Consider the following 23,697-nt stretch of genomic DNA (forward strand, 5'->3'; position numbering starts at 1 on the left):
AAGCCGTAGTCAACTACGGAGTCAAGGCAAATGCCGGATGAAATGAACTCATTGACCATCGGGGGGCTGGCTAAGGCGGCGAACGTCTCAGTTGAGACCATCCGCTACTACCAGCGACGTGGGTTAATACCTGAGCCCCAGCGTCCTCTCGGGGGTATTCGACGCTACGGTCCCAGCGATATCGGCAGGTTGAGCTTTGTGAAAACATCGCAGCAGTTAGGCTTCAATCTCGATGAGGTCAGCGACCTGCTCCGACTCGAAGACGGCACCCACTGCCAGGAAGCCAGCACTCTCGCGGAGCGCAAGTTGCACGACGTACGTGGGAAGATCGAAAAGCTACAGCAAATTGAGGCTTTACTGAGCGCCATGGTTGATCGGTGCTGCGCCCAAGAGGGCAATATCTCGTGCCCCTTAATTGCGTCATTACATGAAGGGGTTGGGCGAAAATTTTGTACCTACCCTAGCCAGAGTGGGCCCCCTGCCAAACCTCAGTGACAAAGGGCAACCCTGCAGGCCCTCAGAATGTCCAGTGTGACCAGCAGAGTACGGCGGGGAAGTTTTTGGGCAACAGCCCCAAACAGAGGTGCTATTAGGGCGTAGGCAATCATCTTCAGGGCCAGCGCAATGCCGAGCACCTGGCCCGCACTGCCGCCCGTCAGTCATGGGCCAGCGGCGCCAGCGCCACCGTCGTTAGCCCGGTCCCTGCCAGAGCGATTAGCTGGGCACTAGAAAGGCGTTGGTAGGTGTGAATGCTCAGTGGGGGGGGGGAGATGCTCAATGGCCATAGCTCGAATCAGTCTGCGGTGTGGTGTAACGATTCAATAAATCGGGGAACCGGCGATCGATGACCGAATAATCCCGTAACGTAAAGCGAGCGTGGCGTTCACAAAATAACGGGCGGTTCCTTTGGTCTTGACGAATTGCTGCCTACTATAAGCAATGCCCCCCTCAAGAGCGAAAGTACTGTGGGCTAATGCCTTTCACTGGAACCCCATAGCGAAGGACTGCGTATGAGTAGCCTCCATGAAACCGCCTATCCGCGATTGAAGGCGGTGGTCTCGGATCAAGAACTGGCAGAAATTTATACACCCTCTACCCAGGAACGATCCTTTGCCCGAAAGCACGGTCGAACTCCGGCTGCTCGTGGCGCCCTACTCATTCTCCTGAAAACAGTGCAGCGTCTGGGCTACTTTGTCCATCTCAAAGCCGTTCCCCAATCCATTACAACGCACATTCTGGCGTGCGACGACCTTTCACATCTCGCATTGAGCCAGCTCAGGGTCTACGACCGCAATGGCGGCGCCCGTCAGCGGATGCTGGAGACGGTTCGTCAACAGGTGGGCATCAAGGCGTTCACCGTTGAAGGCAAGGCAATTGTACGGGAACTAGCGCGTGAAGCGGCCACCACCAAGCAGGACCTGGCGGACATCATCAATGTGGTGATTGAAGAGCTGGTGCGCCAGCGTTTTGAGTTACCGGGTTTTTCAACGTTGCAACGGACCGCGCGTCAGGCTCGCAGCACGGTTAATACCGGTTACTTCCGGACGCTCAATGCGGGTTTGACAGCGCATCAAAAAAACGAATTTGACCAGTTGCTGCAAGTGCCGGACGATTCCCCTCATACCAGTTGGCACAAGTTGAAACAGGAACCCAAAAAGCCAACCAACACGGAAGTGAAGAAGTATCTCCAGCATCTGGAATGGCTTCAGGGCTGGTGTCAACGATTGCCCGCTGTTGATCACATTCCCGCCGCCAAATATCACCACTTCATACTGGAAGCACGAGCGCTGGGCGCGGCCAACATCAAGGCGATGCAGAGCACCAAGCGCTATGCCTTAATGGTTCTGCTGGTCCATGCCCAATTGCGTCGCGCGATGGACGATGCGGTCGACATCTTTGTCCGCAAGATGCGCAACATCAAGACCAAGGCAGAAGCCAACCTGAACCAGTATCACCTGGATCATATGAAGCGCATGGACAAGCTGGTGGCTCAACTGCGTGACGTACTGACCGCCGTCCAGGAAGCGCCAACGGACTCCGAGCGAGGTGCCCGAGTGGCGGCTGCCATCCAGAGCGATCCTGATGAATTACTGGCAGAGTGTGAGGAACACATGGCCTACGCTGGCAATAACTTCATCCCGTTCATGCTGCAACCCTACCGCCCGTTACGCCCCCTGTTATTCAATTGCCTTGAACTGCTGGATCTGGCGGCAACCAGCCACGATCAATCCTTGATTGAGGCGATTGCGATTCTGAAAAAGCACCGGCACAGCCGAAAGGAATGCCTTGTGCTCAGCACTCAACCCCTCGACGTGTCCTGGCTACCGGAGCGTTGGCGCCGTTTGGTATTGGGGGCCGGGCCAAGCCAGCTACCGCCCGGCATGGTCTACCGGAAGTATTTCGAGCTGGGCGTACTGACACAGGTGAAGCGTGAACTGATTTCCGGCGATCTCGCGGTCGCGAACAGCGACCAGTATAGTGACTACCGCGATCAGCTGGTGGATTGGAAAGTCTATGATGCCCAGATAGCGGACTACAGTGCGATGACTGATATCGAATCCGATCCAGCCGCTTTTGTGGCACAAGCCCACTCTCGGTTGAGCGAAACGGCCGACCGCATTGACCGTGGCTTCCCGGAGAATGAATACGCCGTCTTCCATGGTGAAGAGCTGGTGATCCGGAAGCACCGTCGTACGGCGCCTCCGGATGGGTTAGCTGAGATCGACAAGCAGTTATCCCAGAATTTGCCCGAAAAGAATATCCTCGACATCCTGGTGGAAGCCGAAAAATGGCTGGGCCTCCACAAACGCTTTGGACCACTTTCCGGGTTGGAGAGCAAGCTGGAAGACCCCCGTACCCGCTTTGTTTCGACCTTGTTTTGCTATGGCTGCAATCTCGGGCCAACTCAGACCGCCCGATCCATCACGACACTTAATCGCCGGCAGGTGTCCTGGCTCAACCTGCGGCATGTCACCGAAGAGCGCTTGGAGCAGACCATTGTGCAGGTTATCAATGCCTACAACCGCTACCGGCTGCCGCGACACTGGGGAACTGGCCAGCGGGCTGCCGCCGATGGCACAAAATGGAACCTGTACGAACAGAATCTGCTATCGGAATACCACATACGGTACGGTGGCTACGGCGGGGTGGGCTACTACCACGTCTCCGACAAATACATCGCGCTGTTCAGCCACTTCATCCCTTGCGGCGTTTATGAGGCCATTTACATCCTTGACGGGCTAATCAAAAACGATTCCGATATCCAGCCTGACACCTTGCATGGCGATACTCAGGCGCAAAGTGCGCCCGTCTTCGGGTTGGCTTACCTGCTGGGTATCAACCTGATGCCCCGCATCCGGAATCTGAAGCAGCTGGTGTTCTACAAGTCTGACAAACGCCAACGGTATGAGCACATCAATGCTTTGTTCAGCGAGACTATCAACTGGAAACTGATTGAAACCCATGTGCCGGACATGCTCCGGGTGGCGCTATCGATTAAGGCTGGAAAAATCGCACCGTCCACGGTACTGCGACGTTTAGGTACCGCAAGCCTCAAGAACAAACTCTACTTTGCTTTCCGGGAACTGGGGAGGGTCGTTCGGACAACCTTTCTTCTGGACTACATTGGCAGCGTGGAGTTGCGGCGAACCATTCATGCGGAGACGAACAAAACGGAAGAGTTCAACCAGTTCGTGAAATGGCTGTTCTTCGGCGGCGAGGGGGTGATCGCCGAGAATATCCGTCACGAGCAACGGAAGGTGATCAAATATAACCACTTGGTGGCCAACCTGGTCATTCTTCACAATGTGGAGTCGATGACGTTAACCCTTAAAGATCTCAAAGAGCGCGGTCATCATATTGATCACGATATTCTCAAAGGGCTGGCCCCATACCGCACGGACCATATCAACCGATTTGGCGATTATACGCTTGATTTTGATCGGCAGGTTTCACCCATGAGCTACAATACTAAAATAATTTAAATTCAATAGGTTAGTTAACTTTTTGGAGGATTTCGTCAGAATCTTTGCCGACCCTCGCATGCTCTGAAATATTTCAAGCTTGCGCGGATTCGGCGTGATATCGATGTAGTCGGCTCGATTCGCGATACAGCCTTGAACCAGGCTCTCAATTGCAGACACCGAAAGACCACACGCGACAATAACGACATTCTGCCCATGCGGGCATTGCCTCGTTTGTTCAGCGTCGGCCACATCAACTGACCTGGCGCTGAAACGCCCTGTGGCACCGGCTTCGCGATCTAACTGTTCCGCCCGTTTGCGCCCTTTTTCCAGCGACCGGCCTGCCAAGACAATCTTGCCTTCGATCCGTTGCCCCAAAAGAGTTGCAATGGCCGTTCCTGCAGCTCCGTAACCGCCAAGGATAAGTACGCTCTTGCTGCCCTGCCTCATCGTTGTTCAAGCTTCTTTTTGACGTACTCCAGCTCAACCCTGGTATGTCGCGCTGCGTCTGACTCGATATCCATAAAGGCGGACATGAACCAACTCAAGGCTCTGCCTTTGAAAGAATCGGGAAAGACTCCGTATACCCGATGAGAGAGACGCCATCCTTTCTCGGAGCCCGTCTTTTCAATTCGTAAATCTCCTCCCTCGAACACGTCAACGATGTCGAGCCCCCAAAGGCTATAGGTGGTTTCGGCTGACCATCTGTAACGTGTTGGCGGAAAGACGTCGTACACGCGCCCGTCCAGAACCCCTTTTATTCCACCAACCGTTTCGACCTGGAAAAACCTAAGCCCATCAACAAAACCCGTACCTTGTCGGCTCGTTACCTCAGTCAAAATGTGAGCATCGTTCGATCGGTGAAAGGTGCCTTCGAAATCGGTCACTGCTTGCCAAATATCTGCACGAGGCGCATTCACAACGACACTCTCAGTGACGTCCACTTTACGGGGATTGAAACCCGCAAAGATCATGAGAAAAGCGACGATAAAAAGCATGGTAACCGCTATCTTTCGTCCCATGGCACGCCCCCTTTTTTTGTCAGACCTATTAACCGTCAACCCTTTAGTTACTACAGGGTCAAGCCGCAAGCCGTCGAATCGCGGCGGATTCACCAGTGTCGTCAAAAACTAACGACTAGCATTGACCCTGTAGTAGCTACAAGGTTTAAAGTAACGGAACCTTTGGGAGAATCGGAACCGCTGAAATGAGTAGCGACTGTAATGGACAGTGTGGCAGTGAAGTATCTGTCGTCGACAATAGCTTTAAGGGACCCACCACCGCTTCTGACGCCCAAGTCAGCATTTATAAAGTGCCCAAGATGGATTGCCCCTCGGAAGAACGAATGATTCGAATGGCGCTCACGGGTTTTGACAACATTCAGTCACTCTCATTCGACCTATCGAATCGAAAGCTGGAAATTATCCATCAAGGCGAAACCGGACCTATTACCAGCAAACTGGAAACCCTGGGTCTGGGCGCTTCCTTGCAGAAGACGGAAGACGCCAGCCCTGAGTCCCTCAGGGCGGCTGAATTGTCTCATGCCAACGAGACTGAGGAATCCGGCACTTTATGGATACTGCTGGCAATCAACGGCCTGATGTTTCTGGTCGAGATGACGATGGGCCTGATCGCGCAGTCTGCTGGCCTAATTGCAGACTCGCTAGACATGCTTGCCGACGCTGCCGTCTACGGTCTTGCGCTTTACGCCGTTGGGCACGGCATCAAAATGCAGGTCAGAGCGGCGCATGTTGCCGGTATTCTCCAGCTTATCCTTGCCGCTGGGGTATTGGTTGAAGTTGGCAGGCGCTTTCTGTTTGGCAGTGATCCGCAGTCGCTGATGATGATGGCCGTCGCATCTGTCGCCCTTATCGCCAACATCAGCTGTCTGCTCCTAATCGCCAAACACCGCGAGGGCGGCGCCCATATGAAAGCCAGTTGGATCTTTTCAGCCAATGATGTGGTTATCAATCTGGGAGTTGTCCTTGCGGGACTTCTTGTTGCCTGGACCGGCTCCAACTACCCAGACCTAATTATTGGCGGCGTTGTGGGTGGCGTTGTACTCATTGGTGCCAAGCGCATCCTTGCACTAAAAGGATAATTCGATGTCTGAACATCGTGCTAGATTTTCAACGCTTATCTTTCTCGGCTTTTCCGCACTGATAGCGCTTGCCGACCAAATGATTAAATGGCTCGTACAGCAATCCATGGCTTACGGCCAATCGGTTGAGATCACTCCTTTCTTTAATTGGGTGCACGTTTGGAATAAAGGCGCAGCCTTCAGTCTCTTTGCCGATGGCGGGGGCTGGCAGCGATATTTTTTTATTGCGATAGCCGTTGTCGTCTCAGCTGTTCTGGTCAAATTGATTCGGGACAGCCATCAGCGAACAGAATCCTTGGCCTTAGCGATGGTACTTGGCGGCGCATTCGGAAATGTCATCGATCGGGTTTTTCGAGGTTATGTTGTCGATTACCTGGATTTTCATTGGCAATCCTGGCATTGGCCGGCGTTCAATCTTGCCGACGTCTTTATAGTCCTGGGCGTGGCCATGATTTTCGCCACGAGCTTCAGGGGTGAAACCAGTGGCGGAAACAAGGCTAAAAACTACCAAAATGAATAGAATCCATGAAGTCACCAACGCACGAAGCACCAAGCTTAGCATTACTGAGCATTGCGCAGACACTTTCTCCACAAACTACTGAACAAGGATTCTCCCATGGGCCACGAACATGTTCACATGTCCCCCGAAACCAAGGATAAAAGGGTTGCAGTAGCCATCTGGGCGAACGGCATCCTGACTCTCGCCCAGATCGCGGGAGGGATCTTTGCCGGCAGCTTGGCGCTGATTGCCGATGCTATACATAACTTCTCGGACATGGCATCGCTGATTATCGCGTTCGCGGCCCGTAAGATTGCGCGTCGCCCGGCTGACTCAAAGATGACCTTCGGCTACGGGCGAATAGAGGTAGTTGCAGCCCTCATAAATTACACCACTTTGATCATGATAGGGCTCTACCTGATATATGAGGGTGGCATGCGGTTCCTTGATCCGGTGGAAATCAAGGGATGGTGGATAGTCTGGCTTGGCATTGTCGCACTGGTAGTGGACGCGTTGACCGCGCTGCTGACCTACTCAATGCAGAAGGGCAGCGTTAATATTCGTGCGTTGTTTCTACACAACTTGTCTGATGCGTTTGCGTCGATAGCAGTTGTTGTAGGCGGAGCCCTTATTCTACTCTACGACATGCGCTGGGTTGATCCCGCGATCACCATTGGCATCGCCAGCTATATTCTCTATCTGGGCCTGACAGAAATTGGCGGGACCATCAGAACACTCATGCTGGGGAGTCCTGTGGATATCGACACAGATTCCGTCATTGAGGTCGTATCAAACGTAGACGGCGTTATCGACCTTCACCACGTACATTTTTGGCAGATGGGTGAGCATGATGCCTCGCTCGACGCCCATGTGGTTGTCGAGATGAGTGCGTGGAATGAACTTGAGCCAATCAAGGACAGGATAAAACAGGCTCTGGAAAAAGACTTCAACATAACTCACTCAACACTGGAATTTGAACACCCTGACTACAAGCATGAGGGGGCTCATACCTATGGGCATGGCTAACAGAACTGCAGAAAAAGGTGTAGGGGGCATGCCTCGCCATGAAGGCTGCGCATAGCCAATGAACCCCAAAGGCGCGAAACCCCATGCGAGACATAATTGAACGCAATCAGGTCTGGGCCTACCTCATCGCTGTTGTCCTCGGCCTTTTCGTAGGTTGGAAGACTTCTCCCGGCGAGGTTGTGCCGGACTACCTGATCTGGACACTACTCGGGGTTCTGCTCTACGCCACATTTACCCAAACTCCGTTGACTCATCTGTCAGGTGTATTCCGGGATCGTCGGTTCATGGGTGCCTTGCTGACCGGCAATTTCTTGGTGATGCCAGCGATAACCGCCTTGTTGGTATTGGCACTGCCAAACAATGATGCGCTGAAGCTGGGCGTGCTTCTGGTATTGCTGATGCCCTGTACCGACTGGTTTGTCACCTTTACTCATCTGGGGAAGGGGGACAGCACCCGAGCCATTGCGGCAACGCCGGTTCTGCTGATTGCTCAATTGGTTCTTCTGCCACTGTACTTGTGGCTCTTCCTAGGCAACCAGTTTGGGGTGAATCTTGAGCTTGAGCGGCACCTCCTACCTGCCTTTATCGGGCTGATTGTCGTTCCACTTATCCTGGCATTTCTGACGCAAACATGGGCCGAAAACTCCAGAAATGCCACCGGGTTCATTCGCTTCATGGGTCTGATGCCGGTCCCTCTGCTTACAGTCGTACTGTTCATCATCTCGATGGCACAGGTCAGCCAGATCGCCAGTACCAGTGGCATTGTCTGGATCTTGATGGTTCTTTTTCCGACTTATCTACTAGCAGCGGCATTGGTTGGGAAAGTCCTGCGCCAGGTCTTCCAGTTGCCGCCCGAGACCGGACGAACGATTGTCTTCAGCCTTGGCACGCGCAACTCCTTTGTGGTTTTACCTTTGGCACTGTCAATGCCAGAAGCCTGGGCGGCGGCCGTTGTGGTAATTGTCGTCCAGTCGTTAGTGGAACTGTTTGGAATGATGTTCTATCTGAGGTGGGTGCCCAACCGGCTGCTACCAAACACTTAAAAGTCTGACACCAATAAAACTAATCAAAAAATATATGGAGATCTAACGTGCGAACCCGAACTTTGGTCGTGAGCCTCATCCTTTTCTGCCTAGCGGTATTCACTGCCGCTTTTGTTGTATATGACCGCTCTCAGGTTACTAGCGAAACTGCCACTGTCGACAAAACTCCCTTGGTAAGGGACTATTCTCCTATCATAGGCCCCGAAGACGCACCGGTAACCATTGTTGAGTTCTTCGATCCCTCCTGCGAAGGGTGTCGGGCTATGCATCCCTATGTGAAACAGATTCAGGCTGCGTACCCGGAAAAAGTGCGCCTGGTCCTGCGCTACGTTTTGTTTCACAAAGGCTCGGAGGAGGCCGTCAGAATCCTGGAGACGGCTCGCGAACAGAAGGTCTATAAGCCGGTGCTTGACGCTGTCATGGAGGCACAGCCCCAATGGCATGATGACCCCGATATCAAGGCAGCATGGGATGCAGCAAAGTCAGCGGGACTCGATGTTGAGGCCGCCCGTGCCAGTATGAACTCTCCCGAAATTGACGGCATTATTCAACAAGATGCTGCGGACGTTAAAGGGGTCGGAATTTCTGGTACGCCGACATTCTACGTTAACGGAGAAAAGTTGAGTCGGCTGGGGCCTCAGGAACTGTACGACCTTGTGACGTCCAAGGTAGAGTCATCGAAATAACAACACCAGAACCGGCAACGCTATGTCACTGCTAGACTACCTTCTACCCTACGATTTCTCGCCGCTAACCGTGCTGAGCTACATGCTCGTGCTGGGGTTCTATGGCATCGGACTGCTTCGGATGCCGGATCAGGATCGGCCCGGCGCGCTGCGAATCTTTGCTTTCACATTGGGGGTAATAATCTGTTATGCGGTGATGCAGACCCGCTTTGATTACTACGCGCAGTACATGTTCTTCGTTCATCGGGGCCAGCACCTGATTCTTCATCACATCGGACCTATCCTGATCGCACTGTCCAACCCCTTGCCGGTCATGCGGTTCTGGTTTGAAAAAATAAGCCCGGGCTGGAAACGCAAACTCCGGCCTCTGGGTTGGATTTATCAGGTTCTGCAGCAGCCCTTCATCGCCCTTTTCCTTTTTGTTGGGCTCATTTATTTCTGGCTGTGGCCATCGATCCATTTCGACGCCATGCTCAGCCGGGATCTGTACTGGGTCATGAACTGGAGCATGTTGCTGGATGGTCTGCTGTTCTGGTGGTTGATCTTTGATCCAAGACCGCCGGCGATCACCTCATCACTTGGGTATGGCAGACGCATGTTGGTTCTGGCTGCCGCAGGTGTGCTTCAGATGTTTCTTGGGGCGTGGATCGTGTTCTCACGTGACATGGTCTACGACGTTTACGAAGTCTGTGGCAGAGCCTGGCCGCTGGACCCGGAAGTCGACCAGCTTCTGGGCGGCATGCTGACCTATATCCCTCCAGCCATGATGAGCATCCTTGGCATTCTTCTGATGCTCCGGCGAGCCATGCATCAGGACGGAAAATATACCAATCATCCCAAAAAACTGAAGGAAACAACCTCATGAGGACCGGTTTCTGGCGACAGCCCACCAAAATCGTACCGGCCATTTCAATGATGGTTTTGGCCATGTTGCTTACGGGTTGCCTCGGCAACGACGAAGACTGGCATGGGAAAAACATCAGTGGCCTGATGCCTGAGCTTGAGTTCGACCTGATCAACAGCCAGGGCGACCCTGTATCTGGCAGCAATTACAGTGGCCGCGTAAGAATGCTGTTTTTCGGGTTTACCTCATGCCCCGATGTGTGCCCGACTGCCCTGCAAAAACTTAATCAGGCAACCAGTGGCTTGTCTCCAGAGCTTCAGGACGAAGTGCTCACTTTATTCGTGAGTGTCGACCCCAAACGTGACAAGCCTGAGCGCCTCGCAGAATACGTCGATTTTTTCGGTGATAATATTGTCGGTCTCACCGGAAAAGAGCAGCAACTTCGGGAACTGGCTAAACGCTATCGGACAACCTTCGGTTATGACGAACCTGGCCCAGACGGCAACTATGCGGTTTCCCACAGTAGCGCGATTTATGTATTTGATCGCGAAGGCAACCCTCGCTTGTTAATGCGGCCAGACCTGAGCAAAGAAGAAATCAGACACGATCTCGTTGCTCTTATTCAGGAAGACTCTTGAGCACAGTAAAAGTAGATTTCCCTGTTCAAATCTCCTTGCCCAGGGCCTTCCGCATTGACAAGCGAGGGTTGCCTTTTGTCAATACTGCCGACGGATCTGGGGGGCGACCATAAAGCTTTCTTGAGTTGCGTTATTAACTGGGGAAGTCCATACGGAGACCATTGCAAAGTTCTTGATCGGCTACCCGAATGTCTGCTTTGCGACCTTGGCGTCTTCAAATCCAGCCAAGCCTACGAATCATGGTGCCAGAACCACACGTTCTCAAAATTCAATGCCAGTCAAAATATTTTTTAGACATTTTCATATAGTGCTATATAATCTGGATTAGATCCGTCGCGGCACGCCATGGACAGTGCCTAACAACTCACCAGGAAGCGACATCATTGGACACGCAAGAAACTCTCAAGCAGTTAAAGCTGGGTGAAGAAACACGGTCTGCATTGAAATCGTATGCTGCCCGTGAAGGAATCTTTCTTAAACAGCTATACCGCGATGCAGTGAGCTGGTTTCTTGCGTCAAATGATCCCGAGTACCTAGCCTCCCCCCGCGACGGTGTCTACATCAGCATCTGGCTTCCGGATCCCATCGTGATGGAAGTGAAATCACGCGCCGAGGAAGATAGCCAACCCCAAAATAGGGTCATCTACACCTCGCTCGTGAAGTACCTCGCAAAGCAATCCGAAAAGTTCATATAACCTTATATACATCCGTATAACGCTGCCCTATAATTCATCTGTGTAAGTCACCGCCTTTAGGTTGCACAGATTATATGAAAACGCCTAACACTATATTTGTCGCTGCTGTGCTGTTGAGTGCGATCACCACTCCCGCTCTGGCCAGCAAACCAACAAGCGAAGTGGTTTTCGCAGATGGCAGCTGGGTCATTCTGGACCATGCCCGTCTGCCTAAACCGAAACTGGAAAAGATCGCACGCGGTGTTCACATCGATCCTCGGCTCTTGCAGGAGCTGAACAAATCCCAACCACGGAAGTCCTCTCAATGAAATTTTCTCGCATCGTTTTGGCAATCGTGTCGATTGCGCTCGCGCTAACAGCCAATGCAACAACCCTTGAAGCGGTTAAGAAAACGCTGTCCGCGAAATTTTCAAATTCCAAAATCCACGATGTGAGGCCGGCGCCAGTCGATGGGCTGTATGAGGTGACGTTAAGCGGGGCTCAGGTAATTTATTTCTCTCCTGCCAATAACGCCCTCTTATTTGGCGAGATTTATGACCTCGAAGGCCAGTCGCTCACCGCTGAAGCGATAGCCAGGGCCAACCGCCTTCGACTTGAAGACCTTCCCTACGACCAAGCGCTCGTTCTCGGTCCTGAAAACGGCATACCCATTATCGAATTTACCGACCCTGATTGCCCGTATTGCCTGCGCTACGACGAATTCATTCGTGATTCGAAGGTCCCGGTAAAGCGCGTGATCTTTTTCATGACATCAATCCACCCCCAAACCGCGCCGGCAAAAGCCCAGCACATTCTGTGTTCGGAGGATAAAGCTGCCGCTTTTGATGACATCTATTTGCGTCGATCCCAACCAACTGCGACCTGCGAAACCGGCGCAGCTCAGCTTGAGGTTCACGCCAACGTATCGAGCCAGTGGAGAGTTCAAGGAACGCCAACACTGATTCTCGATGGAAGCCCAGTAACGGGCTTTCGGAAAGAGGTGATTTCCAACTACCTCGCTACCAAAACCAAGGAGAGTTAATAATGAAAGTGTCTGCTTCTCAAACTGCTCACAACGAAATGCTTCGTCTGAGCGCCATTGCCAAAGCCCGCTTTGGTTCCTTCAAGTCCGCCGCACCTGTAGCCGCCGTTCCTTTGCTGGTTCTGGGCTCTATGAGTGCGAGCGCGATCACTGCACCTGCGGCCGGTACATTCGCTTTTGACCTGTACGACGTTGCTGTGAACGACATGCTGAAAGGCCCTGTCGGCTTCGTTGGTGGCATGGCTGCGATCCTGATTTCGGCAGTTCAGATCACCAAAAACTGGATGCTTGCAGCCGGTGGTGTTCTTGGTGGTACCGCCATGATCAAGGCTGACAGCATCACCACATCGCTGGGCATGATCGTCTAAGCGAAAGGGTATTCAGGAGGCCGACCATGAACGAATCACGACTACCGATTTACCTTCATCAACCGCTTCAAGTTCTGTGGTTTGACGCGCATGAAATGGCGATCATCGTGATCTTCTATCTTGGCGCTGCCATTTTCGGTGGCATTGCCTGGTTGGCGCTGTTCATCGGTCCGGCCCTCCTCATTCCTATGAAGCGAAAGCGAGCCCGAGGTTGGTTTAGCCACCTGGCTTATGCCAACGGCTTTTTTGAGCTCAAAGGCTATCCCTTTCCCACCGCCACCCAATTCCATGAGTGATTTATGAAAAGTCTCTTTTCCAGTCTTTTTGTCCAGGATTCAAGCAACGTCTTCGCTGAGAACCGATTGCTCAAGTTTGGGTTTGTTGCCGTGGTCATCTTTGCCGGTTTTCAAACCGCCACGATTTCCTCGAAGCTTGACGAACAGCGCGTCCAAATTATCCCGATTGGCGGTCAAGGTGACATCTGGCTTACCGGAAACGAGGCCTCCAACGATTACCTTCGTTCCATGAGCCGTTACATCGTTCACATGGCCGGAGATCTTTCGGCGGCGACGGCACGACGCCAGTTGAATGAGCTGCTACCCCTGATTCACCCCGACCAATACAGCCGTTATCGCGACCTCTTTACCAAGCTCGCCGACGGTATCGAACGCTACCCCACCGTGTCCTATGTGGTGCAGTGGCGTGGAAACCGCGACATCAAAAAAGTGGGCGACAACAAAATCCACGTCGAAGGCGTTAAAAAGCGGATCGTAGGCGATTCCGTGACCAGCACTGAAAACGTGACCTACCAGATTTCCTATGCCTTGGATCAAGGTCGTTTCTGGCTCACCGGCATCAAGGAGGTATCAAACGATGCGTAAATACACCTTAACCAATGCGGCACTGGCAATAATGCTGATTAGCTTGTCCGCATTCGGACACACACAAACCGTGAAGCCTGATGTTGTCACGCCCGTTGAGATGTCCAACCGCGACATTAACCGAGTTACCTGTATAGACGGTGCGATCAACGACGCGTTTTTCTCCCAGGAAAAAGGGATTGTTGTTGAGAACAATGGAAGCAACAGCTTCATCAAGTTCCTAATTCAAGACGATGGGCTGAACCAGGAATACGTTTCAGCGCGATCCGAGTTCTACCTTGTCTGTGCTGGCGAGATCTACACCTTGATGGTGTCTCCGAAAAACATACCGGGGCAGACCATTCGTCTGTCCACGGGCGCAAAGAACCGCATTAAAGAAAATCAGGAACTGCTCTCTCCCCTGCCGGATGAAGAGCGGGCCATCTATCTGACCATGGCCGCTCTGCAGGACGACATTCCGGACAGCTTCACGGTGACCCGCAGTGAGGCTGATCAATGGCATGGCCGCAAAGCGCCTTCAAAGCCAAACACACAATTGGCGTTACGCCGCACCATCCGTGTGGATGGTCTGGGCCTGTCATTGAAGGAGTTCCTGGTGCGCTCCAACACTGGCACCACTTACAGTGAAACCGACTTCCTGAGCACTGCTATCGGCGAATCCATTTTCGCAGTAACGATCGACCCAATTCGCCTTGAACCCGGTCAAATCGGCCGTCTGTTTGTGGTTTCCAAGGAGGGCTTCTAATGACTGCCTGGTGGTCCGGCCTAAGCGCCGAAGACAAGCTGAAATGCCGAAAATACGGCATAGCAGGCGGATTGATCATGATGCTGCTGTTCGTTTACTACGCATCAGGCCAAGAAGTTGAGGTTGTTAAAGAGACCAAAACGACAGATCTATCTCTCGGCTCTGATCTGCTTGAGGACGACATCCGCGCCAAGGTGGACCGTGACCTGAAACAGGTCGGGGAGACTCAGCGCGAAATGGACAGCCGGTTGCGTCAATACGAATCCGTATTGGCTGCCCTTGAAAGCTCTCAGAACACGCTAAGGGAACAAGGCGATCGTGCTCGGGAGGATGAATTGATCAATCCTCTAGCCGATCTCGAAGCGCCCGCTGCGGGTGAAGTCTCTTACCCCGAGCCACCTAGCTATGTACCCGGCTACACAGGCACGGACCAGTCCCTCAACAACATACCGGTTGAGCCCCGTGTTATTGGCGGCATTGGACGGGCTCCTGGTGCGGAATTTCAGGCTCAGACTCGCGCAAAAAAAAAGAACTCGATCTACATGCCGCCGAGTCACATGCCAGCAATTCTGCTGACTGGTATTCGAGCCCTTACCTCAGAACTCGGTGACGCCAATCCGGAGCCGGTGATGCTCAGAGTACAGGCTCCTGCCGTGCTTCCTAACAGCGTCAAGGCCAATTTGAAGGGCTGCTTTGTCATCGCGAACGCAACGGCAAATCTCGCGCAAGAGCGGGTGAACCTCCAGCTCGTTAGCCTCTCGTGCATGAGCCTGGATGGCACGGCCGTCATTGATCAGCCTGTAAAAGGATTCGTTGCGGACAGTGACGGGGTGCGAGGCCTGACCGGACCCGTGGTCTCCAAAATGGGCGCTCACTTAATGCGAACCATCGTTGCCGGGCTTTTTGAGGGCGCCGGGGCCGGTATCAGTAGCGCAGCCGCCACTACCTCAACATCCGCCCTTGGTACCACTCAAATTGTCGATACCGACTCCATCGTTCAGTCCGCCGGTGGCCAGGCTCTCAAGTCCGGATCTCAGGCTGTCCAGAAGCTATTCCTGGACCTCGCAAAACAAACAGTTCCGATCATTGAAGTGGGCGCCGCAAAAAGGCTCACCGTTGTGATTCAGAAGGGAACAGACCTCGACATCATGGAGAAAGGATAATGAAAACATTGACCGTGTGCCTGGCTCTCAGCGTCCTCGGTGGGTGCTCGCTGGTGCCCTATGAAAACGAGTTCTCCTGCAATCTCGAAGATAATTTCGGGAAATGCATCAGTGTAGAGGATGCTTATGAAGAGGCTGTTACGGGCGTAGAAAAGTACCCCCATATGGTTCGGGCCTCGGAGCAGAACCGGCAGGCACGATCCGAGCGCCAAACCCAGAGGTCCGGCTCACAACGGGTCAAAGAACAGCCTATCGGCGCATCAGCGAGAAGCGTCGAGCGTTTACCGGCCACTGCCGCTGGTGTTGCAATTCCGCCGCCCGCGTTAGCCTACAGCGGTTACCGCGATCAGGTCTATGACCAGCTTGGAACGATGGTGCAGGCTCCCAAAACGCCGATGATCAAGCCGCCTCGCGCGGTCCGCACCATGATCTTGCCCTACTCTAGTGAGCTCCAGCGCAACCGGCTATATATGCCGCGCTACATCTACTCCATCGTCGATGAGCCGCGCTTTGTAATGGGTCAGTATCTTTATAAGAAGCCAGAGCTCACCGATTCTTTACTTGATCAATATCAGGGAGGTGCCGAATGACCGCTCAGGAAAAGCACAGCCCTTTTTCGAAAATCTGGTCGTTGATTGTTGGCGATCACGGCGGAGTTACACATAAGGAGCTCGAAAAAGAGCTTTCTCGCGACAAATTCTCGGACTTTTTACCCTGGGTAAGTTTTGATGATGAATTGGGGGCGTTCCGGACTCTGGACAATCGGTGTGGGTATTTATTTGAGATTTGCCCTCTGACGTTTCTCGGCGGCCGGGATCTCAAGCAGCTGGAAACCTTCCTTTCGGTCAACTTTCCGAAGCGCACCCAGATTCAGATCCTGCTCGCGCCAGACCATAACGTGAACGGCATTCTTGAAGCGTATTCGAGAAATAAGCAGCGCAAAACGCCGTTGCTTCAAAAGTCCATCGAGGAGTACACACAATTTCTGAGGGCCGGTACCAAGGGGATGCGTTGTTATCACGGCATCCCGGTTCGAAACTGGCGCTCATTTGTGTGTATCAAAACCGTTAAACCGCTGTCCAGCGAAGTGCTATCAATCGCCGAAGAGACGCTGCAAGCCGCTCATCTGGCACCCCGACGAATGCAGCCGGAAGACCTCGTGGCCTGGGCGCGACAGTTTTTCAACGACCCACAGTCTGACCCCAACGGGAATTTCGATGATCGCTTGCCGATCCGAAAGCAGATCATCAGCTCTGACACCAAAATCGAGTTTTATGGGGGAGAACAGCCTTTCCGTCTTGGAAAGCGTTTTGGGCGAATTATCACGCCGAAAGTGAACGCCAAATCCATCGACACCTTTACGACGAATACGCTTACCGGCGGTGTGATGGGCGCGGCCGACGATCCCGACCAAATCACCACCCCGTTTATTTTTAGCTTAAACATCGTCTTTGAAGACATCAAAACGAGTCTTCACCAAAAGGCCAGCGCCACCATGGCCCAAAAGGGCACCGGATCCTTCGCAAAGGCAATTCAGAAACGAACAGAAGAATTTTCCTGGGCCTTGGACAAACTCGAATCCGAGCGCTTTATGACCATCATTCCATCCCTGGTCATTCTGGGCGACACGGCTGCCGAGTGCATCGATTCAGTGTCCCGAGCTCGCCGGCTGTGGGAGTCGAAAGACTTCGTAATGCAGGAAGAATCAGTGCTCGAAAAACCGATGCTGATTGCCTCCTTGCCGTTTGGCTTATATGACATCGATAAGAACATCAGTCTCTTGGACCGCCACTTTTACGCACCCCTGAGCGCGGTCGCCCGCTTCATGCCAATTCAGGGAGATTTCAGGGGCTCCAGTGATCCTGCCCTGCTCTACGTGGGTCGCAAGGGGCAGTTAGTGGGAATGGATGTTTTCGACAAACGCGCACCCAACCATAACTTCCTGATCGCCGCTGGCTCCGGTGCGGGCAAGTCATACACCCTCAACGACCTGTGCAAAAACTACTATGCTTCCGGGTCTCTCGTTCGGGTGACGGACATCGGCTATTCGCTGCAAAAGCAGTGCGATATGGTCGGCGGTCGATTTATGGACTTTGGCAAAGAACGGATCACCATCAACCCCTTCAACTCCAATTCCAAAGATGAAGATGATCGCAACGCGGATCTCATGACAACCGCGAACATACTCGCGGAAATGGCGTACTCGGCGTCTCGTCAGCCTCTCCATGAAACCGAATGGACGCTGATCAAAGAGGCCGTTCGCTGGACCTCCGATCGAGGCGACATTGTAAATGGCATTGACGCGGTTCAGCATTACCTCAAGACCTATCCCAAAAACGCCAAAGAACAGGGCGAGCCGCTGGCGAGTGCCGTTGCCAAGGCACACGAGCTGGCTTTCAACCTCCACGACTTCACCACAGCAGGCGTCTACGGGCGCTTCTTCAACGGTGCCGGTGGCTTCGATATTTCCAATGACGGTTTTGTGGTCCTGGAGCTTGAAAAGCTCTCCGGACAGGCAGAATTGTTCAATGTAGTGATCATGCAAGTGATGAACTCTGTCACTCAGGATCTCTACCTGTCAGACCGCTCAGAACAGCGCTTCGTCCTGTTCGAGGAAGCCTGGCGCTACTTCTCCGATTCACGGGGCGAAGAGAACAATCGCCTTGGCAACCTGATCGAAGAGGGATACAGAAGGGCAAGAAAATATTCCGGGGCCTTCGGTATCGTGACCCAGAGCCCGTTGGATCTGCGGAAATTCGGGCCGGTTGGGCAGGTCATCAAGAACAACGCGGCCTTTAAGTTCTATCTGGAGTGCGAAGACTACGCAAAAGCCGTTGATGAGGGGGTTCTGGACTATGAAGGGTTGGCCGTCGATCTTCTCACCTCAGTGAAGGCCAACAAGCCTAAATACTCTGAGATCTTCTTTGATACACCTTTTGGCCGCGGCATCGGCCGACTCTCTGTGGATCCATGGAACCACTGGATTGCGACGTCAGACGGCAAGGAAGTTGCGAAGTACAACGCGCTGATAGCTCAGGGAATGACCCCGGCCCAAGCTGTCTCCAAGCTCTCGGGAGTGCCATTGTAATGAAGCGCTGGCTCCTGGTTGGTTTGATCACGCTGGCGCCTTCGATCGCACCGGCCGATCCTGCATCCGTGACCACGGCCGAAGATACGGTCAACAACGCCCGGAGTAGCTACGGGAGCGCCGAATCGATCCAACAAAACTTCACAACGCCCCTGATGTCTGCCGACTCCATGAAAACCTTTGACGGCAGCAGCTTCACTTCTCAAATCGGTTGCTCCGGGTCCCAGAAGTTCCTAGAAATTTTCGTTGCGCCTGCTACTGGAGGAGATATCGGCACACTTACCGTCTCCCAGGATGTCGATCTTGATGGCACTACCGACAACATTTTTGCGCCATCCGTCCCTATTTCCGGAGTCTGTGCCAACGGCGCGCTGTCCTGCGACCCGGGAACCTGGGATAACTGCAACGCCCTTGCCTGGAACGTAAACGGCTCGGGAGAAATTGGCATGGTGCCAACGGCGCTTGAAAACCTGGGCGGGTGTTATTGCGTTAACGATAGCTGCGGCACCGGTCTGGTAATGAGTAATCTGGATAAAGTGCTTAACGACTTAGGAGGCGGTGCCACCGGAGCACTGACCTCCCAGCTTGATTATCTGACCGTATCCGAAGTCGGTGTTACAGGACCAATGATCAAGTTTTACGCTCAGAAAGCGGGTGGCTGCGCCGCTGGATCTCCGATGCTAAAAGCCTACAACAGCAGCCCGGGCAGCATCGCCAGTGACGCCTTTGCGGCGTCTAGCACTGATTCTAACTTCACAATGATCACCACATCAGCAGCAGCCACAGCGAATACATCTTCGCTCGCAACCTGCAACATCGAGCGGTCCATGACGCTCACCGAAACAGTTTCCGATAGTTATTTTGACGTGAAAATTGCGTCTCAAGGCAGGAACTATGTGACCATTGAGTTCGATCTCAAAACAGGCACCTGGAGCAAATCCAGTCCCAGCGACGGCACCAACCTCCAAGCAATCGTTCCAACACTCGACTACGACGATCTGTGCGTGACCAAAGGAGTCTCAATCAGTGCCGCCGGCTACTCACTCTGGAGCGGCGCGACAGGCATGTGGGGAAATTTCGACACCACAGTTAGCTTTAGTATTCTTCAAGCACCCACCTGCCTTAATGACATGGTAGGTCGAGTTAAAATCCAGGACACGGCATGGAGCAGCAGCGCCAAATATTGGCTTGGCGGAAATTTCCGCTTCAAAACTCTCGATGTCCAATGTGATATCTCACCGGACAGCATTAGCGATGGATGCGTCGTGTATCGCGACGATCCTGCTTGTGATCTGAAAAATGAAGATGCTGATTCGGTAAACACGATTAACGAATTTGTGAGCACTGGCCTCTCTCCGTTGCCATCGACGCGAACGTTCACAGCCAGCTACTGCAACGTACCTGTGACCCGCGATTGGTGGGAGAAGAGCCGTACCTACGAATGCAGCACTCCAGCGTCATACAATTTTGACGATGCTTTAGAGAGAGTCGATAACGTCCAGACAACCACCAGTTCGACAGGCTACCAGGATTACCTAAAACAGCCGGGCGGCTCGGTTCTTACGCCGTCGGGCTCACTCTCCACGCTTGAAGAGGTAGCGGTGGACTCCTGCACTCAAGCGTGTAAAACCCGCAAACCCAGGCTTGCCAACGACGCGGTTCAGGATGGTGTTGTTCGAGAGAACCGCACCAGCCCGACCACATTTGATTACTTCTATCACGAATGTTCGAGCGGCACCTGCCCTGCCGGCCCCGGTGAAACCGTGGTCCAGGCCTGCGGGTGTCTCAACGAGTTTAATGAAGCGGCCGCCACAATTCAGGCTGTTCGCATGGCCGGAAGAGACACCATATGCACAACTGGTATTCCAAGCTCACCCTAATTGCGGTGCTCCTGATCGTTAGACCCGCGAGCCTTCAAGCCGCCAATTGGGCGTGCGGCCAGGACCTCAATATGGATGGGGAACTAAACACTGCCGGCGAAACAGCGTCGTGTTTTAGCTCACCTGGTGGCGAGCTGTGTCCGATCTCGGCAGTTGATTGTTCCTCAAGCAATACGATGGTCTGTAACAGTCCTGTTCCGATGACATTTGATGTTAAAGCCGCCAAACAAACTGGCACATTCATTCTGAACTTCGATTTAGTTGCAGGCACCTTCTCCAGCGCTCCAGGCGTTACAGCAGAAATCCCAACAATCGATTTCGACAGCGTTTGCACGAACAGCAACCCTGTTAATTTTACCGGTGCCACCGTCTGGAATTCTCCCAGCCTGGCAGGCACGAACTTTCCGGGCGCTACAGCTCTTACCGTTCTCACGGCACCGAATTGCGGCAACGGCCTCCAAGGTTCCGTGCAGATCACGGACACTTATGCCGGAGCAATGACCACTCAAACCGGCGGCCAATTTTCCTTTTCAACGACCTCAGAAACCTGTGCTCTTGAGACTGCCTACGCTTGCCCATTGGGTAACACCTATTCCTGCATGGCTAATTCATCTGGCACGCAACAGTGCAGCCCTAATGCTTGCGTCGATCTCGATACTAGCCCACCGCTGGCCGACGATATCGACACTGGCGTTTACTCAAACGATGGCAACGTGGCGGCTGACGGGACTTGCCTAAGCCAGGTGATGATTTTTGCAGGAAGATCGATGCGCTGTGACAAGGCGGGAGTTAGCACGGCGTTCCAAAATTGCTGCAAAGCTACGGACAAGATTTTATCCGACGACACGGGGGGTTCCGGCTCCCCCACTCAAGCCATTACGCAGCTTTTCGATGCTGTCACACAGGGCAAATCCGAATATGAGGCAGCCCTAGCCATTGGAGCGCCAACGCTGGTTGCGGGCAATGCCGCAGCCGAGAAAGTCAGTGACGTAATGGGCGATTACGGGGCTCTGATCGATCCAATGGCAATGGCCGGTGCAGTGATGGACTACTTCACGCAGTCTTGTGACCAAACCAGCACCGAGACTGGAATGCTAAACGGATCAGGGTTCTGCTACGAGGTTGGTGAGTTCTGCCGGGAGGAATGGGCTTTAGTCGGCTGCGTTCAAAAGTCAAAAAGCTATTGCTGCTTCAACAGCAAGATGGGTCGCATCATTCACCAGCAAGGCCGAGCCCAACTCAGCACAATTTCAGGATTCGGCACCTCTGAAAATCCAAACTGTCGGGGCCTCACGCCTGAAGAATTCCAATCCATTGATTTTTCCAAGATCGATTTCAGCGATTACTACGGCGATTTGGTACCAGACACAATGACTCAAATAGAAGGAAAGGTTTCCGATGGCATTACGGACTTTTACGATAATAATAAGTAGCCTTCTCGCTGGTCTTGTGGGTGCAACGGAGACACAGGTTCTCGGACGAACCTATGAAATCGTTGAGCCGGATGCACTCGTTGAAATCGAGAACAAGGTTGCAGCGGTAGATTGGCAAGCTGTTATGAGCGATGGGGTAGCTCGAAATGCCGCTGCAAAAGCGGTTTCACTGCCTCGAGCGCAAGAGGATCGAGCCCGGTACCACATTCCGTATTACGTGGCTGAGTTTGATGTTAAAGACCAGAACGGCCGCGTCATTTATCCCAAGGGATTCCAGTTCAATCCGTTGGAGCACGTTCGCTTGCCTCAACGCCTGGTGTTTATTTCAGATAAGGATTTGGAGTGGGCTCAAGGCAATCTCAAAGCAACAGATATGGTCATGATCACATCAGGCGACTACCGCGATATAGCGGTGGCGCTCCAGCGTCCCGTTTTTATCCTGACGCCTCCGGTTCGTGACCGACTGGCTCTACAATACGTCCCATCAATCGTGACCCAGGAGGGCAGTACCCTCCGAATCGAAGAGCATTCGATTAACCTCTAAATTCATATAGTGCTATATACGTGCATATACTTTTAGGCTAGACTGACGGAAAGTTTCCGGACGTCTTTTGCCATGATGATCTCTCGTATAGTTGCGCTGTGTTCTCTCCTGTTTCTGGGCACATTATTGCCCCAGGCCGCACTTGCATCGAAATGCCCGTCCAGCATGTTGAACCCGATATCGGATGTTTCCTGGCAGTGCATCTTTCCGATTCGGATCGGCGGACTCAGCATTGGCAAAGGCGATTCCGGTATGCCGGATCCCGGCTCAGACACGCCCTCCCCGCTTTGCACTTGCACCACAGGTGCTATCAATCGTTATGGCATAGGGATTTCTATGTGGGAGCCTGCCCGTCTGATCGATACGGTTTCCGATCCCTACTGCATGATGCCTTTGGGATTCAAACTGATGAACACCGGCGGCAAGCTGGGCGGCGCTCACATGCAGGAAGATGGGCAGTCGAAGACGTTCCAACAGATGCACTATTACTTCTTCCCGGCGTTCAGCATTTTAGGCCTCTTCTACGACATACCCTGCATTGCCGAAAGAGAATTTGATGTGGCGATGATGACTGAGCTCGTCCCCACCTGGAACAACGAAATTCTCTCTCTGATGATTCATCCCGAATCCTTGTTGTTTGCAAACCCTGTCGCACAAATGGCTTGTGCGGCCGATTCGGCAGGGGCTCTGGTTGGAAGGCCCGTTAACTCCCTTTTCTGGTGCATGGGCTCTTGGTCAGGGGCTTACCCACTGGCCGGATCCATCACCGGCACGGATTATGTCACGGCCAATGCCGGGATTGCTGCGCGAGGGATTTACTTCATGGCCCGCATGGGCCTGCTCAAAGAATCGTCATCCGACGGCTGCTACACAGCTCCCGTACCCATCTGGTCCAAAGACAAATACAAGCTTCAGCTGATGAAGCCCGTTCGGGACGATAGCTGTCGGCCCATCGGGCAGACCGGCCTGTTGTGGAGTCATTACAAGCATCCGCCTGCCGGCGGCGACAACTTTTCATGGATGGTGTTCAGGAGGCTCAACTGCTGTGTTTCGTACTAACGCTGATCGTTGCCTAGTGCT

At 53.1% G+C, this 23,697-nt stretch carries 25 protein-coding genes; 23 read left to right on the forward strand and 2 right to left on the reverse strand.

Going from position 1 to position 23,697, the window contains the following annotated elements:
• Positions 1-30: 30 nt before the first annotated feature.
• Both merR and QPL94_RS20005 read left to right on the forward strand, forming a co-directional pair.
• A complete protein-coding gene (gene merR / locus QPL94_RS19995) occupies positions 31-495 on the forward strand; it encodes a mercury resistance transcriptional regulator MerR (RefSeq protein ID WP_285359649.1) in 465 nt (154 codons plus the stop codon).
• Between the two features lie 515 nt (positions 496-1,010).
• Complete coding sequence (locus QPL94_RS20005; RefSeq protein WP_285359650.1) at positions 1,011-3,983, forward strand: Tn3 family transposase; 2,973 nt, start codon at positions 1,011-1,013, stop codon at positions 3,981-3,983.
• Here QPL94_RS20005 and QPL94_RS20010 read toward each other — a convergent pair.
• A complete protein-coding gene (locus QPL94_RS20010) occupies positions 3,951-4,412 on the reverse strand; it encodes a saccharopine dehydrogenase NADP-binding domain-containing protein (RefSeq protein ID WP_285359651.1) in 462 nt (153 codons plus the stop codon). The two genes, QPL94_RS20005 and QPL94_RS20010, sit on opposite strands and share 33 nt — an antisense overlap.
• On the reverse strand, positions 4,409-4,984 hold the full coding sequence (locus tag QPL94_RS20015; RefSeq protein ID WP_108019738.1) for an SRPBCC family protein: 576 nt from the start codon (positions 4,982-4,984) through the stop codon (positions 4,409-4,411). The genes QPL94_RS20010 and QPL94_RS20015 overlap by 4 nt, the downstream gene beginning before the upstream one ends.
• Before the next feature lie 185 nt (positions 4,985-5,169).
• Here QPL94_RS20015 and QPL94_RS20020 point away from each other — a divergent pair, with 185 nt between their 5' ends.
• The 21 genes from QPL94_RS20020 (at position 5,170) to QPL94_RS20120 (ending at position 23,676) form a co-directional block, all read left to right on the forward strand.
• A complete protein-coding gene (locus tag QPL94_RS20020; protein WP_285359652.1) occupies positions 5,170-6,063 on the forward strand; it encodes a cation efflux transmembrane domain-containing protein in 894 nt (297 codons plus the stop codon).
• 4 nt (positions 6,064-6,067) lie between these two features.
• Entirely contained in the window at positions 6,068-6,583 is a 516-nt protein-coding gene (lspA, locus tag QPL94_RS20025; RefSeq protein ID WP_285359653.1) for a signal peptidase II, read from the forward strand.
• 96 nt (positions 6,584-6,679) lie between these two features.
• On the forward strand, positions 6,680-7,588 hold the full coding sequence (locus tag QPL94_RS20030) for a cation diffusion facilitator family transporter (RefSeq protein ID WP_285359654.1): 909 nt from the start codon (positions 6,680-6,682) through the stop codon (positions 7,586-7,588).
• An 83-nt stretch (positions 7,589-7,671) separates the two neighbouring features.
• On the forward strand, positions 7,672-8,631 hold the full coding sequence (locus tag QPL94_RS20035) for an arsenic resistance protein (RefSeq protein ID WP_285359655.1): 960 nt from the start codon (positions 7,672-7,674) through the stop codon (positions 8,629-8,631).
• 47 nt (positions 8,632-8,678) lie between these two features.
• Complete coding sequence (locus QPL94_RS20040; RefSeq protein ID WP_108019749.1) at positions 8,679-9,317, forward strand: DsbA family protein; 639 nt, start codon at positions 8,679-8,681, stop codon at positions 9,315-9,317.
• 22 nt (positions 9,318-9,339) lie between these two features.
• Positions 9,340-10,182, forward strand: coding sequence for a cytochrome c oxidase assembly protein (locus QPL94_RS20045; RefSeq protein WP_285359656.1), 843 nt, complete (start codon positions 9,340-9,342; stop codon positions 10,180-10,182).
• Positions 10,179-10,799, forward strand: coding sequence for an SCO family protein (locus QPL94_RS20050; protein WP_285359657.1), 621 nt, complete (start codon positions 10,179-10,181; stop codon positions 10,797-10,799). The genes QPL94_RS20045 and QPL94_RS20050 overlap by 4 nt, the downstream gene beginning before the upstream one ends.
• Before the next feature lie 383 nt (positions 10,800-11,182).
• A complete protein-coding gene (locus QPL94_RS20055; protein WP_285359658.1) occupies positions 11,183-11,494 on the forward strand; it encodes a hypothetical protein in 312 nt (103 codons plus the stop codon).
• A 74-nt stretch (positions 11,495-11,568) separates the two neighbouring features.
• Entirely contained in the window at positions 11,569-11,802 is a 234-nt protein-coding gene (locus QPL94_RS20060; protein WP_285359659.1) for a hypothetical protein, read from the forward strand.
• Entirely contained in the window at positions 11,799-12,515 is a 717-nt protein-coding gene (locus tag QPL94_RS20065; RefSeq protein ID WP_285359660.1) for a DsbC family protein, read from the forward strand. The genes QPL94_RS20060 and QPL94_RS20065 overlap by 4 nt, the downstream gene beginning before the upstream one ends.
• Before the next feature lie 2 nt (positions 12,516-12,517).
• On the forward strand, positions 12,518-12,883 hold the full coding sequence (locus QPL94_RS20070; RefSeq protein WP_285359661.1) for a hypothetical protein: 366 nt from the start codon (positions 12,518-12,520) through the stop codon (positions 12,881-12,883).
• 26 nt (positions 12,884-12,909) lie between these two features.
• On the forward strand, positions 12,910-13,179 hold the full coding sequence (locus QPL94_RS20075) for a type IV conjugative transfer system protein TraL (RefSeq protein WP_285359662.1): 270 nt from the start codon (positions 12,910-12,912) through the stop codon (positions 13,177-13,179).
• Positions 13,180-13,182: 3 nt separating this feature from the next.
• Positions 13,183-13,764 carry a TraE/TraK family type IV conjugative transfer system protein gene (locus QPL94_RS20080; protein WP_285359663.1) on the forward strand — a complete coding sequence of 194 codons (582 nt, stop codon included), beginning with the start codon at positions 13,183-13,185 and terminating at the stop codon, positions 13,762-13,764.
• The gene (locus QPL94_RS20085; protein WP_285359664.1) at positions 13,757-14,509 is read left to right on the forward strand and encodes a TraK domain-containing protein; all 753 of its coding nucleotides are present in this window, start codon (positions 13,757-13,759) and stop codon (positions 14,507-14,509) included. The genes QPL94_RS20080 and QPL94_RS20085 overlap by 8 nt, the downstream gene beginning before the upstream one ends.
• Positions 14,509-15,672 carry a TraB/VirB10 family protein gene (locus tag QPL94_RS20090; protein WP_285359665.1) on the forward strand — a complete coding sequence of 388 codons (1,164 nt, stop codon included), beginning with the start codon at positions 14,509-14,511 and terminating at the stop codon, positions 15,670-15,672. Before QPL94_RS20085 ends, QPL94_RS20090 begins: the two co-directional genes overlap by 1 nt.
• A complete protein-coding gene (locus QPL94_RS20095; protein WP_285359666.1) occupies positions 15,672-16,262 on the forward strand; it encodes a TraV family lipoprotein in 591 nt (196 codons plus the stop codon). Before QPL94_RS20090 ends, QPL94_RS20095 begins: the two co-directional genes overlap by 1 nt.
• A complete protein-coding gene (locus QPL94_RS20100) occupies positions 16,259-18,760 on the forward strand; it encodes a TraC family protein (protein ID WP_285359667.1) in 2,502 nt (833 codons plus the stop codon). Before QPL94_RS20095 ends, QPL94_RS20100 begins: the two co-directional genes overlap by 4 nt.
• Positions 18,760-20,640, forward strand: a complete 1,881-nt coding sequence (locus QPL94_RS20105) for a hypothetical protein (RefSeq protein WP_285359668.1) — start codon at positions 18,760-18,762, stop codon at positions 20,638-20,640. Before QPL94_RS20100 ends, QPL94_RS20105 begins: the two co-directional genes overlap by 1 nt.
• Positions 20,610-22,073, forward strand: coding sequence for a conjugal transfer protein TraN (gene traN / locus QPL94_RS20110; protein WP_285359669.1), 1,464 nt, complete (start codon positions 20,610-20,612; stop codon positions 22,071-22,073). The genes QPL94_RS20105 and traN overlap by 31 nt, the downstream gene beginning before the upstream one ends.
• Positions 22,039-22,617, forward strand: a complete 579-nt coding sequence (locus QPL94_RS20115; protein ID WP_285359670.1) for a hypothetical protein — start codon at positions 22,039-22,041, stop codon at positions 22,615-22,617. Before traN ends, QPL94_RS20115 begins: the two co-directional genes overlap by 35 nt.
• A 72-nt stretch (positions 22,618-22,689) precedes the next feature.
• Positions 22,690-23,676: a TraU family protein gene (locus tag QPL94_RS20120; protein WP_285359671.1), complete on the forward strand. Its 987-nt coding sequence runs from the start codon at positions 22,690-22,692 to the stop codon at positions 23,674-23,676.
• The last annotated feature ends 21 nt before the right edge of the window (positions 23,677-23,697 follow it).

This window comes from Marinobacter sp. SS13-12 (genome assembly GCF_030227115.1).
Lineage (GTDB): Bacteria > Pseudomonadota > Gammaproteobacteria > Pseudomonadales > Oleiphilaceae > Marinobacter.